At 37.1% G+C, this 13,615-nt stretch carries 12 protein-coding genes and 2 other annotated features; of the genes, 6 read left to right on the top strand and 6 right to left on the bottom strand.

The window, feature by feature from the left end:
* Positions 1-1,065 precede the first annotated feature (1,065 nt).
* The gene (locus D9780_RS01365) at positions 1,066-1,221 is read right to left on the bottom strand and encodes a fructosamine kinase family protein (RefSeq protein ID WP_121639006.1); all 156 of its coding nucleotides are present in this window, start codon (positions 1,219-1,221) and stop codon (positions 1,066-1,068) included.
* A gap of 39 nt (positions 1,222-1,260) precedes the next feature.
* Positions 1,261-2,298 (bottom strand): PTS sugar transporter subunit IIC, encoded by a 1,038-nt coding sequence (locus D9780_RS01360; RefSeq protein WP_121639005.1) that lies wholly within the window; start codon positions 2,296-2,298, stop codon positions 1,261-1,263.
* A gap of 427 nt (positions 2,299-2,725) precedes the next feature.
* Here D9780_RS01360 and D9780_RS01355 point away from each other — a divergent pair, with 427 nt between their 5' ends.
* Complete coding sequence (locus D9780_RS01355; protein WP_121639004.1) at positions 2,726-3,286, top strand: nitroreductase family protein; 561 nt, start codon at positions 2,726-2,728, stop codon at positions 3,284-3,286.
* Positions 3,287-3,638: 352 nt separating this feature from the next.
* Here D9780_RS01355 and ddlA read toward each other — a convergent pair whose 3' ends face one another.
* The 4 genes from ddlA to D9780_RS01335 all read right to left on the bottom strand — a co-directional run bounded on the left by ddlA (position 3,639) and on the right by D9780_RS01335 (position 6,999).
* Positions 3,639-4,739 (bottom strand): D-alanine--D-alanine ligase, encoded by a 1,101-nt coding sequence (gene ddlA / locus D9780_RS01350; protein ID WP_121639003.1) that lies wholly within the window; start codon positions 4,737-4,739, stop codon positions 3,639-3,641.
* A gap of 443 nt (positions 4,740-5,182) precedes the next feature.
* Entirely contained in the window at positions 5,183-5,479 is a 297-nt protein-coding gene (locus D9780_RS01345; protein ID WP_121639002.1) for a hypothetical protein, read from the bottom strand.
* Positions 5,472-6,038, bottom strand: coding sequence for a hypothetical protein (locus D9780_RS01340; protein WP_121639001.1), 567 nt, complete (start codon positions 6,036-6,038; stop codon positions 5,472-5,474). Before D9780_RS01340 ends, D9780_RS01345 begins: the two co-directional genes overlap by 8 nt.
* Before the next feature lie 292 nt (positions 6,039-6,330).
* The gene (locus D9780_RS01335) at positions 6,331-6,999 is read right to left on the bottom strand and encodes a BMQ_0737 family morphogenetic spore coat protein (RefSeq protein WP_121639000.1); all 669 of its coding nucleotides are present in this window, start codon (positions 6,997-6,999) and stop codon (positions 6,331-6,333) included.
* Between the two features lie 297 nt (positions 7,000-7,296).
* On the opposite strand from D9780_RS01335, the gene D9780_RS01330 reads away from it, so the two are divergent.
* The 5 genes from D9780_RS01330 to D9780_RS01310 all read left to right on the top strand — a co-directional run bounded on the left by D9780_RS01330 (position 7,297) and on the right by D9780_RS01310 (position 13,573).
* Positions 7,297-8,679 (top strand): hypothetical protein, encoded by a 1,383-nt coding sequence (locus tag D9780_RS01330; RefSeq protein WP_121638999.1) that lies wholly within the window; start codon positions 7,297-7,299, stop codon positions 8,677-8,679.
* 383 nt (positions 8,680-9,062) lie between these two features.
* Positions 9,063-9,203 carry a hypothetical protein gene (locus D9780_RS20920; protein ID WP_162985757.1) on the top strand — a complete coding sequence of 47 codons (141 nt, stop codon included), beginning with the start codon at positions 9,063-9,065 and terminating at the stop codon, positions 9,201-9,203.
* Between the two features lie 575 nt (positions 9,204-9,778).
* Positions 9,779-10,495 carry a hypothetical protein gene (locus tag D9780_RS01325; protein WP_121638998.1) on the top strand — a complete coding sequence of 239 codons (717 nt, stop codon included), beginning with the start codon at positions 9,779-9,781 and terminating at the stop codon, positions 10,493-10,495.
* A 290-nt stretch (positions 10,496-10,785) separates the two neighbouring features.
* Positions 10,786-11,027, top strand: a binding site (T-box leader).
* Positions 11,028-11,211: 184 nt separating this feature from the next.
* Positions 11,212-11,482 (top strand) — a binding site (T-box leader).
* A gap of 98 nt (positions 11,483-11,580) precedes the next feature.
* Complete coding sequence (trpE, locus tag D9780_RS01315) at positions 11,581-12,993, top strand: anthranilate synthase component I (protein ID WP_121638996.1); 1,413 nt, start codon at positions 11,581-11,583, stop codon at positions 12,991-12,993.
* Positions 12,977-13,573: an anthranilate synthase component II gene (locus D9780_RS01310; RefSeq protein WP_121638995.1), complete on the top strand. Its 597-nt coding sequence runs from the start codon at positions 12,977-12,979 to the stop codon at positions 13,571-13,573. The genes trpE and D9780_RS01310 overlap by 17 nt, the downstream gene beginning before the upstream one ends.
* The last annotated feature ends 42 nt before the right edge of the window (positions 13,574-13,615 follow it).

Below are 13,615 nucleotides of genomic sequence, written 5' to 3'. Positions count from 1 at the left end.
TAGAAAAACCACCGAATACTTTGGTAAAAGCTATATCAAAATATCTACTCCCAACTTAAATGGTGGATCAATAATATACAAGGAGCATGTGTTTCGGATTATATGATATTCGCTCAAACTCGTACAGAGTTCGCTCGACATCGTGCGAAAATCGCTCATCTTGCATGATATTCGCTCTACCTCGTACAGAGTTCGCTCGACATCGTGCGAAAATCGCTCAACTTGCATGATATTCGCTCTACCTCGTACAGAGTTCGCTCGACATCATGCAAATGTCGCTCAACTTGCATGATATTCGCTCAAACTCGTACAGAGTTCGCTCGACATCGTGCGAATGTCGCTCAACTTGCATGATATTCGCTCTTACTCGTACAGATTTCGCTCGACATCGTGCAAAAATCGCTCAACTTGTATGATATCCGCTCAACCTCATACAGATTTCGCTCGACATCGTGCGAATGTCGCTCAACTTGCATGATATTCGCTCTACCTCGTACAGAGTTCGCTCGACAACGTGCGAAAATCGCTCAACTTGTATGATATCCGCTCAAATTCGTACAGAGTTCGCTCGACATCGTGCAAATGTCGCTCAACTTGCATGATATTCGCTCTACCTCGTACAGATTTCGCTCGACATCGTGCGAAATCGCTCAACTTGTATAAAAATTGCTCAACCTCGTACAGAGTTCGCTCGACATCGTGCAAATATCGCTCAACTTGTATGATATTCGCTCAAACTCGTACAGATTTCGCTCGACATCGTGCAAATGTCGCTCATCTTGTATGATATTCGCTCAAACTCGTACAGATTTCGCTCGACATCGTGCGAATGTCGCTCAACTTGTATGAAATTCGCTCAACCTCATACAGATTTCGCTCGACATCGTGCGAATGTCGCTCAACTTGCATGATATTCGCTCAACCTCGTACAGATTTCGCTCGCCAACGTGCGAAAATCGCTCACCTTGCTTGAAATTCGCTCAACCTCGTACAGATTTCGCTCACCAAGTTGCTTGTCCGTATGTTCTGTTCTTGTAGACTTTATCAATGTTAGACCTTGCGCTTCTAAGCAAAAAAACGGTCAGGTAAAGCTTCATTTACCTTCATGAAAAAACGTTGCAGCTCCGTTTTCACCAAATAGGCATCGTTGATGGAGCCGCCAGACACTTTTTTCACACCCGTTCCATCCCCTTTAACAACTTCTTTCATGGCGGTTTTCATATCCTATAAACTCCTTTTTTTCATTCGAGTTACCACAGTTTATTCATAGGAAATTTTCATATCACCTGGTTGAATCCAACCTTTTTTCCGAAGTAAAGTGGCAATAAGTAAACTAATTATAGCAGGGATCATGATATGTAACATGAGCATACTCCAAAGCAGAGGCATGGAAAACCCCATCGATTCGATTGTCATAATTTGTCCAACAAAACCGCTTGTCCCCATACCAGCTCCAGAAGGGTTATTTGTTAACTCGAGCCAGACAGTAGCAAGCGGCGCAACAGCGGCTCCTGCTATGGTCGGTGGTAACAAAATAATTGGTTTTTTTACAATATTAGCAACTTGTAACATGGACGTTCCAATACTTTGCGCAATAAAGCCACCAAATCCATTATCTCGATAACTAGCCACCGCAAAACCAATCATTTGTGCGGAGCAGCCTACCGTAGCGGCGCCTGCAGCCAGCCCATCCAAAGATAGCATAATAGCAATAGCAGCAGATGAAATCGGCGCTGTTAGTGCTATTCCCATCAATACCGCTACTAAAATTCCCATGATAAATGGTTGCTGTTCTGTGGACCAATTAACCATTTCGCCAAAGCCTTCCATCAAACTACTTATCCCAGGTCCGATAAATTTACCCGTTACAAAACCAACTACAATCGTTACTAATGGCGTAACAATGATATCTACACGCGTTTCTTGATAAACTAATTTGCCAAATTCTGTTGCGAACACCGCACTCATGTAACTTCCAGCTGGCCCACCTAGTTCTGCACCAAATGCTCCAGCAAATAAAGCTGAAAATAGCACAAGGGGTGGAGCCTTTAATCCGTAAGCAATGGCGACACCGATAGCACCACCCATAATTTTGGTGTCCATTGCAAAACTTCCCATCTCCACAAAAACTTCTGCCAATGAAGGAGAAAACATGATGATGATCTGTTCACCAGCTGTCTTAATAATAAGTCCAATAATTAAGGATGAGAATAAACCTAACGCCATGTAACTTAAAGCGGTGATAAAATACGCTTTTCCTGTAATATGTACACCTTTACGCTGTAAAAATCGCTGCATCGTTATTCCTCCTATCATCGTGAATCTACTCACATAAATTCGTGCCTATAACTGACTTTTGTAAATGCTCCCTCATGGAATTTGCCATTATATCTCTTTTAGTTCACCTTTTTCTAGTTCTCCTTTACGCTTTTCTATATGTTCGTTGTTACCTACACGGTAATGCCACCCATTTTACTTCACTGCCCCTCATTGAAAATCATCTACCCCTACAATCGCTATCTTTATTCTCTCCTCATTTACAGTATTATCATCTATTATTACGTTATTCGAGTACTACTTCAAGCAGAATAACCCGCACATTGTTCTCATATATTGTATTACGATCGTAAATGAAGTCGTTTAGTTGCTTTTCTATACCTATTCGGCTACAATTTAACTGAAAATAATTATCAATTATATACATGTAACAAGGGAGATGAAAGATATGGGGAATACAAAGACAAATTCACAGCTGGCGAAGCTTATCCGCGAACGCCGTGCTGTTAAAAAAGGGTATAACGATAAAGAAGTAACCAAAGAGACGGTATTAGAAATACTAGAGGATGCGATTTGGGCTCCTACGCACGGGATGCGCCAACCATGGCGGTTTATTTTTGTAGGGAAAGATCAACTTCCAGCGTTTGCAAAAAAAGTTGCTGCTACGTACCCATCGGAAAGACAACAAAACAGAGAGGATTATTTAAACGAGCCGAATGCCATTCTTGTCGTGGTGATGGATGAACCAGAATTGCAAAAAGAATGGGAAGAAAATTATGGTGCAGTTGCTTGTATGATTCAAAATTTCTGGCTACTCGCTTGGGAAAGAAAACTTGGCGCGGTATGGAAAACAAACCCACATATTCAAGATCCGAAAGTAAAAGAAATCTTACATGTTAAGCCAAATGAAAAAATTGTTAGCTTCCTTCATTTAGGGTATTTTGATGAAGCACCGGCTCCTAAAGCCCGGATTAGCGTGGAGGATAAATTCTCGACTTACGAAGGATAAAGCAAAAGAGCCCTTCTCTCGCCAATAACTTAGGAACATTATCAACACTTTTGGAAAGCTATCGTTTCATTGCATGATAATGGCTTACACCATGCAAACAAGCTAGGCATGGAATTTGATCTGTTTCGAGCAAATCGTAAGTGTTGAAAATAGGCCATTAGAAAAACTTGGCTTGCCGCCAAGTCTCATAGCGGAAGCCTTTGTTTTCTTATAATCAATAATAATTTTACACTTATCTATAGTGTAAAAATAAAGCGGCATGAAATAGGATAGGGCATCCTCTTAAGGTGAAATCATCACAACTTAAGAGGAACATCTACCTTCGTATCATGCCTCTTATCTTTTGCTTACATTATTCCCAGACAGAACTTTTTAGCCCTTGGTTTCGGTTGTGCCGATCCATTGCTAGTTCAATTAATGTCGTAATTAATTCTTGATAAGAGAGCCCACTTACTTCCCATAATTTTGGATACATACTTATTTTTGTAAATCCAGGTAACGTATTGATTTCATTTAAATAAATATCGCCAGCTTCTGTTAAAAAGAAGTCTACTCTTGCTAAACCTTCACACTCTAACGCTTTAAACGCTTGAATAGCAACATTTTGCACACGCTTCGTTGTCTCTTTAGACACATCGGCAGGGATCGCTAATTCCGCCCCTTTTTCATCAATGTATTTCGATTCATACGAATAAAATTCAGTTTGTGGTAAAATTTCTCCTAGTAATGACGCTTTTGGTTCCTCATTTCCTAATACAGAACATTCTATTTCTCTACCAATAATGCATTCCTCGATAACAATTTTATGATCATAGCGAAATGCTTCTTGCACACCTTGATAGAACGCTTCTTCTGTCGTTACTTTGCTAATTCCAACAGATGAACCTTGATTAGCCGGTTTAATAAACATGGGATTCCCCAATGTTTCCACAGCTGTTTCGAAACTTATCTTATCTTGTTCATTTTTTCTAAAAACCAGTCCTTTAGCAACGTTGATTCCAGCTCCTTGTAACAAACGCTTCGCAACGTCTTTATCCATACAAACAGAAGAAGCTAAAACGTCTGGGCCCACAAATGGAAGGTCTGCTAAACGAAGCATTCCTTGTAGGCTTCCATCCTCTCCCAATGTTCCATGTACAATTGGAAACACAACATCTAATTGTTCTAGCTTTGTTGCGTTAGAAGTATGGATAAATTGTCTTTCTTTGTCTCCAGGAACGATAGCAACCGTATCATTCGATTTGTTTAATTGAACCAACTTTGGATCATCCGCGTGGAGTAAATAAGATGATGACTCATTTAATTGCCATTTTCCATCCTTATCAATCCCAATTAAAACAACCTCATACTTATCCCGATCTATCGCATCAACAATATTTTTAGCTGACTGAAGCGATACTTCATGCTCAGCAGATTTCCCACCAAAAATAATTCCTACTTTTTTCTTTCTCATATATTTTTCGTCCTTCCATCATCATAATTGTTCAAAAAGGACAGGCTGATTTTATGACAACATAAATGAATTGCCTGCAATTAAATAGAAAAATATAATAACCATGAAGGGTCACTGCCAACTATGTAAATACTTTCGAAACCTTTCACATTATTGCAAATCTCCACTTTGGTGTATTTATATTATATTCCTTTTTTGAACAACGTTTCTTTCATTACGCAAAAACTATAGCATACCATTAAAATAGCACAAAATTAGCTTCATAATAAAGAGAAAAGTGATTTTTACACACTTTGGTAAATTTGAAGCTATCATACAGCTGGTTTTTATCTGTTACTATGAAACAAAATGCGAAACGCTAAATAGTGCTTTACTTCCCATTATTCATATATCTGTGCCGCTCGTTATTATTATACTACGTATCCTATTATTTTGTTCTCGAATTAGCCTTTTAGCATACCTAGTATTATTTCAAACTCCTTTTTACTATTATCAATTAATACGTCCAAATTATTTTCTATCTCTGCTAATTCCGCTGTATCCATTGAATAATTACTGTAATTTGTTGAGCGATTCATATTTATAAACATATATGCCATGATCATTTGTAACGTATTATTTTCTAAGTATACAAAGCTACTATTAGGAGATGATGTATCTTCCTTTAATGCTTCTACGTGATTTTTAATCAATGAATAGATCGATTCTTTCCACAATTCTTCCATTTCTTCATTATTCATACCTTTTCCCCTCCTCCACTTTTCCACTAACACTGATTTGATTGAATGCGTGTACCCCTTCTTCTATTTCATCACCATATGAAAACCCTGTTACACTGCCGCTGTATGACCTATTTGGCATCCATTTCAATTGAAAGTTTGGAAAAGTTAATGTTTCTTGCGGATAAAGTATTTGCTGCTTACTTGGCTTTAGCCAAAATTCTTGTTGATCACTTGCTTCATTGAATCTCAACCAAGCATTTGCGAGCTTCATTTTTTGTTGGGTTTGTTCATAAAAATACTTACCAGAAAAGTCGAACTGATCTTCATCGTTTAGTTTGATGCATATATATGGGTGGTGCAACGGTTTAAAACCCAAATTAGTTATGTGATAAGAACCAATAATAAGATTTTCTCCATCTGGTTGATGGTTCAAATTAACAGAATAAGTAAAGTAACTCACAATATGAATATGCTTTTTCTGGACCTCCTTCGCTACTGTCTTTAGTTCCTTTAAATAGACGTCATTCATTTCCTGCAAATCACGTAGTTTCTTTTGAATTGCTCCTATTTTTTCCATTTCCAATCCCCCTATTTAGCATGAAACTTATTCCATGCATTTACTTCCTTCCGTATACAAGGTTTCAAAGGGCTAGTAATTTAATTACCTGCATCTGATGCTAGCGTTCCATATTCTCTTTTCCTTACATAAATGAACACTTTTTCTACGCGCGATGACTGACTGCTATAGTACCTCTCTAAGTGGACAAATGAAACCTTTCAATCTTACGCTTAGACATATTTGGCAATTTTAGCGTCAAAGTAAAAATAAAGAGAGGATATATTCCTCTCTTTATAAATATGCCAACTCCTTAATCATTAAAACCATTATTCGGGAAAATAACTGGACATTGTGGTGGCATAGTTGGCGTAGGGCATGGAGTTATCGGAAGAACATCTCTTGGCTCGCAGAAGTCTGCTACGATTTCAAGAGTGACGTCAAAAGTGGATTGAATGCTTTGGCATAAGCGAACAGTAAGCGTTACATCTAGTTCATTTGGATCGATCGAATCATCACAGGCCGCAGTACATACAAAGCAATCTAAGTCTGTGTAAGACACATCAATTTCTGTTCCTTCGGGTGCGCAAAGGACTACTTGCTCACAACGTGTAAAATATGCTTCACACACCTCCACTGTTCCACCGCAAACTTCTGGTAATAAATCAACAAATACTGTCACAACAAAGTTTTTACGAATATTAACCAGCTGCAAAGTCACCTCTGTACCATCAATGACAAATTCTTGATCTACTCGGTCCAAAATAACAATTGGCTCGGTAGCACAAGGTGTAACTGTACATGTAACTGTATCTATATCTATATCAGCACATGTCAACTGTTCACCCGTATTTGGATTTGCTGGCAATTCCATATCCATTAAGTTTAGATCAAATGTTGACTCATTTAGAATCCAGTCATATACCTTTTCTGTATTAATACATAGGAGCTCCTGACCCCCAGATAAATTATTTGCCTGCATTATAGCAAACACCTCCGAATAAGATTAATTTCCTTCACTGTAGCCTATGAACAAATCCCCAAAACGGTATAGTAATATAGCGGAAATTAAGATAAAAATCATGGAATTAGGTCTTCGTCTTATTAATAGGCTTCTGGACACTCTTTTGTCCCAATATTAATTTAGATTAAATCTAGAATGTTGTGCATAAACTAATTATGTTAGAGCAATGAAACTCTGAAATTAAAAAATGCACTTTTGTCACAGATTGCTGTTTAATAAATAGTATATTAATGTGCTGTTAAAGGGTGAATAAAAATGTATCGATATGAGTTGTACAATGTTGAGGAAATTGAAAAGTTAAAAAAAGAAATCGATGCCTACAAACAGACTATGGGATTTGTAACAGAAGGAAAATTAATGGAAGATTATCTTCAAACAAAAAAAGAATTTTATAATTTAAAGATGGAAATTTTTAAACTTAAAGGAGAAATGGATACGATGGAAAATAAACTGCAAGAAGAATATTTGCAACAGCAATTGGAAGAACAACGCCTTGCTAATCAGCAAGCATCTATTCTAAATACTTTAGAAGGATTAGATCAACGTTCTGAAATAATTAAACTTCAATTAGAGCAATTACCTTTAACTGAACTCTTTGAAAAAATAGATCAATTTCTAAAAGTACAAAACGAAAAATCAGAAGCACAAAAAAAAGAGCTTGAAAGTTTAAAAGAAGAGATGATACAAATAAAAGAATTAATGAAAACGCAAGATAGTACCACTTCTAAAAATAAACGTTCTATTCATAAATCAGAATATAAGCAATTACACAGTTTACTACAATATCCCAACCAAGTTGAACAACAATCCGTAACCAAAAAAAAAAATAATCAAGTAAGTAGACAGCACCATAGTCTGGCAAAATCAAACCGTGATAAAACTTATTATTCCCAACATTATGATACAAAAGATTCTGAGACGATATCTATGAATAAAGCAAAAAAGACATTTTTACATTCTCAATATAAATTAAATAAAAATATTGTTACTCGTACAGCTACTCCCAAAAGCAAGTCTCAAGTAAAGAATAAAGAAGATGAGCAAGATACCGATAACTCTACTTCTCATGAACTAGAAAACCATGTTGCTAATCCCACTCCCCCCCCTCAAGATGCAATGGATAACAATGCTAACAATCAGCCTCATGACGCAATAAGTAATAATGAGGCGAATCATGATCAAAACGCAGTTAGTCATCACTCTCAAAACACAGTAATTGATAATAATACTGCTCATCAGGGGCATGAGGCAGCAGTAGATACTCATGATCATAATCACCCTCAAGACACTATTGGTGATACTAATATTGACGATCAGCTACAGACTACAACGGGGGAAAAAGTAGTAGAAGGTAATGCAGTTTCACCTAACAACGAATTAGAAACAGACAAAAATAATACAGACTTTGCTGAAATACAACTAGAAGATACAGACAATAAGATAGATTTTACAAATAACCAAATAGAGAAAACAAACAGTAGTACAACATTACCTAAAAAATCAATAGAGGGCGCGGAGGTGAAACAGCAATACTTTACTAAAAAACAAATAGGTAACACAGAAAACAATCAATCTAATGAGTTAAACAAAAAATCAGATTCCTTCTCATCGTTACTTTCTTTATTTAAGAGAGGATAAAACGAAGCAAATAATGGCTTCCCGTTATTTATTCCCCACCTTCAAGCATTCGTATTACTTTATGACCGCGCAATATACTAGTAACCTGTCAAACTCTGTTTGGCAATTGGAGGCGAATTCAAAGCTTTAGTAAGCATGAAAGAAATATATTAAGATGTCCAGCTATCTTCCACTTTCACCCTTATACAGCACCAATAGACATTTCTAACCACCTCATAATCCACGTAACGGGCATTACTCTTATTAAATCAAGTGCTTCATCGTATCAAGTGAAGCTCTATGTAATGAGGAATGCCCTTTTCACTTAGAACTCTCATGTTAGCCCGACCACCATGCAATAGCATGCATATAATACATCATAACACCCAAGGAGTTGAGAATTGTTGAAGAAAAGAAGAGTAATGAAAGCAGAAGCTCGCTATACGAAAATTAATCCATCCAAAGACCCCATTGTACTAGAATCATCACCAACAATGAAAAAAGGAATATTCCGAAGAGGCGGCTGTTGCGGTAAAGCAAAATAAGCCAAAAGACCAATCACACCTCCGAATAGGTTCTTAGAACGGTCTTCATTAAAAGTGAATCTTCAATTAGGTGTTATTTTTCATTTATTATCGAATATTAGTTACACAAGAGAATAACCTAAAGTCCTCTGAACGAATAAAAGCTTAATCAAGTGCTGCTATCTCCCGCTTACATCCACCAAGTCTTAAGCGGGAGTCTTAGCACCTTCTATTCGAAATAAACCTTTCAGTTAATAAGATTATTCCATCCTTTACAAATTTTTTGAAGAGGATTCTTACCAAATGGCATCTTTAGACAACTCCTCCTTCTTCCTCAACAAAACCTACTCCTATGTGTGTCAAATGCTTTCCCTTTATCGCTTCCCTAAAACATGAAAAAATGATTCCTTTCGTCATTATTATGTACAAAGCTATAGCACAAATAACTATTTCTAAACATGTTGTATATATTCTACCTAGGAAGATGACTCAATAATAGAAAAGTCCAATCACAAAATGGCTTTCACTAATACAATAACCTTGAAATAACATTTTATTTTCTAACACAGATATTTCTCGAAAGGAGGGAGGATGTAATGTCCTCTAAAAAAAGATTTAATAACGTTGTAATGGCTGGCAAGCAAGTGAGATGCCACAAAAAACAAAATAAACATGATTGCTATGATTGCTCTAAGCGCGGCACTTGCGATTGTAATTTCAAAAAACCACAACTCAAAGAAACTAAATTAGACAGCGATTGTTTCTTAGTTAATTCAGTAGTAGGTACTAAAACAGTTCAAAAGGTGGCTGAAAGGACATTTTTACTAACAGATTTAGGTATTCCAGTTCTTGGAGATATCCTATCAGTAGACGTTACCCCTAATGTAGACGGAATAACTCAAAATGCTAGTATTATTAAAGATAAAGTTGTTAATATCGGACTTGTTCCTGCTACCATCTCTATATCAGTGTTGGGTGTAGCGCTTCCGATTACGTTCACAACTAGTATTCCTTTCCAAGCGCACACGGACTTCCCTGGAGCTTGTCCACAAGATATGGTAATGGAAACACCGTTGGAGGTGGAAGGGGTCTTCACCCAACAAGTTCCGGGCGTTGATATTGTCGGTGTAGATATATCTGGGCTATTGGTTAAAGTCATACTACGAACAACTATTACAGTTACTCGTCAAGTTATTAAAGATGCGCATGGACATTTTTGTGATGTCAATCCTCATCGCTGTGAGAAACAAGCTACTCCACCAACTTTTAACTTCCCAGCACCAAACGGTAACGGCGGCGGAATTACACCATAACACAACATGTCCAGTTACATCGGTGACACTACAATCAAGTGTTACCGATCTATTTTATTATCAGATTCATAGTCAGCAATTTTTAACACTTAACTTATATTCAACCTATTGTAATTAGCATTGCATTCGTTGAATTAATTTTGATTAGAATTATCACTAAATCTTCTATCACAGAAACACTGTCGTTTATCTTATACTATAAGCCCTAAAATTCTATATTTTCTATAGTGCAAAAAAGGGGTTGACTTTTTGATTCATTTATTCTAAAATTATCAACAATTCATTAAAATATGAAAGCAATGAAGAAGAAGAGTAAGCTTATGTTACACTTTAGAGAGCTGATGGATGGTGGAAATCAGTGTGTTAGCATTAGACGAATGGGCTTCTGAGCTACCAAACCGAACCGTTTATGTAGTAGGCTTTGGCGAATTCGTCTCATCGTTACCTGAGACTACTAGCATATATATTGCTATGATTAAAGTGAACTGTATTGCAGTTAATAAAGGTGGTACCGCGGTCCCTCGTCCTTTTTTAGTGACGAGGGGCTTTTTTCATTCATCTTTAGAAACATGGTGGATACGATATATGATGAAATATATCCATTAATGCTTGAAAAGATATTTTACCGCCAGGCAAATTACCGTTGTTCTTCGTTTTTAAAAAATTGGTTTATACGATAAACCTTAAAATTTATATCTCCTTATAGTGTACAATAAGAAAAATCGTTGCGTAAGAGAAGTAAGCTTGAAAAGGGCGTTACAGAGAACTAGTGATGGTGGGATACTAGTACGTAGGATCAAGCTGAATGGACTTACAAGAGGCTTTCTGAACCCTATTTCCATGTAGGAAAGCACGGAGCTCCGCCGTTATACGGATAAGATATCGGAAGAAGATCATATCCAGTCTTTTACTTCCCGTATCTGATGAAGATAAAAAGCTGCATGCTTTTTAAAAGAGGTGGCACCGCGGTCATCTATCGTCCTCTATAAACACATTACTTGTGTTTATAGAGGCTTTTTTGTTGGGGGAGATTATATAGTTTTTTCAATCGAAACTACTCGATTACCTTAAAAGGAGTGTAAAAAATGAGTCAAACACAACAACAAGGTCACTATAAATTACTAAAGTTAAATGCTGACACGTTAACACCAATAGAAATTTATATGCGGTTAGATGGTAGAAACAAATTTTTATTAGAGAGCACATTTGAGCATGAAACAAAAGGAAAGTATTCCTTTATTGGTTGCGATCCTTTTAAAGAAGTAATGGGCATTGGAGAGCAAACAACAAAAGTGATTCATCATTGCACAAATACTACTACCACCATTAAGCAAGATGCACTATCTTATCTAGAAACAGAGCTACCAAAAGTCAACCTCGATTTACCAGTTCCTTTTTATGGTGGTGCGGTTGGTTACATCGGTTACGACGCTGTTCGTACGGAAGAGTACATTGGAGAGCGATTACCAGATGAATTAACTATGCCTGATATTCACTTTATGTTCGTTCAAAATGTCATTGTCTTTGATCATGCTAGTGAAACAGTTTATCTTATAGCAATTCATCTAAATGGGGCACAGAACAACAATTTGAATAAACAATTAGATAATCTTAAAGCACAAATATTGCGTTCGTCCCCATTAAAAACAACAACAAATACGTGCTTACAATTCGTTACCGACACCGAAAAAAATAGCTTCATAGAAAAAGTAAAACGAGCAAAAAAACATATTGAACAAGGCGATATTTTCCAAGTCGTACTATCGCAACGAATGAGAGCGAAATTAAATACAGATCCTTTCTCGTTTTATCGACAATTGCGAAAGGTCAATCCGTCTCCTTACATGTTTTATATTGATTTTACCGATTATTGTTTACTTGGTGCCTCACCCGAAAGCTTGATTCAGACAAATGGAAACTCAGTAATGACAAACCCTATTGCTGGTACGCGATCACGAGGTAAGACAAAGAGCGAAGATAGCAAATTAATGAAAGAGCTCTTACATGATCCAAAGGAGATTGCAGAACATCAAATGTTAGTTGACTTAAGTAGAAATGACCTTGGTCGAGTATGCGAGGTTGGTAGTATCCATATCCCCACATACATGTCCATTGAAAAATACGAGCATGTCATGCACATCGTATCAGAAGTAAAAGGTAAATTAAGACATAATCAAACGCCTTTTGATGCTTTACGCGCTTGCCTTCCTGCAGGCACAGTTTCCGGGGCGCCCAAAATAAGAGCAATGCAGATTATCAATGATTTGGAGGACTGTAAACGGGGAGTTTATGGCGGAGGAATTGGTTTTATTAACTTTAACCATAACATCAGTATTGCTTTAGCCATCCGATCACTTGTCATAAAAGATAACTACGCTTATTTGCAAACGGGCGCAGGGGTTGTTTTTGACTCTGATCCAGAAAAGGAATATGAAGAAACTTTATTTAAAGCTAAATCGCTTACGGAGGTGCGTACCGCCGATGATTTTATTAATTGACAATTTCGATTCGTTCACTTTTAACATTTATCAATATGTCGCTGAATCTGGCTACGATATCCACGTCGTGCGCAATAATTATATTTCAGTTCATGAAATAAATGAGCTTTGTCCAGACGGAATCATTATATCCCCTGGACCAGGCTTACCACAGCAGGCTGGCGCTTGTCTAGAAATAGTTAAAGCTTATTACATGGAGTTACCTATTCTCGGTATTTGTTTAGGTCATCAAGTGATAGCCGAAGCATTTGGAGGTGAATTACGACAAGCCAAACAAATTATGCATGGAAAAACATCGCCGGTAACACATAAAGGAAGTGGAATGTTTCAATATTTATCACAGCCACTTGAAGTGATGCGTTACCATTCTTATACCATTGAACCGTCTTCCTGCCCAGAACAGTTGGACATTATGGCAACATCTATGGATGATCACGAAATAATGGCTATTCAACATACTATCTACCCCGTATATGGGGTGCAATTTCATCCAGAATCGATCGGTACCAAAGTAGGGAAGAAAATCATACAAAATTTTTTGGATCAAGTATCACAAAGTAAAACTTCCCTATCCAATTAATCCAAGACCAAAGATTTATTATCGTTCCTAGTTTACTTACGC

This window comes from Virgibacillus sp. Bac330 (genome assembly GCF_003667845.1).
Lineage (GTDB): Bacteria > Bacillota > Bacilli > Bacillales > Amphibacillaceae > Virgibacillus > Virgibacillus chiguensis.
Note: the sequence above shows the minus strand (reverse complement) of the source record. Positions and strands in the feature narration are given on the sequence as shown.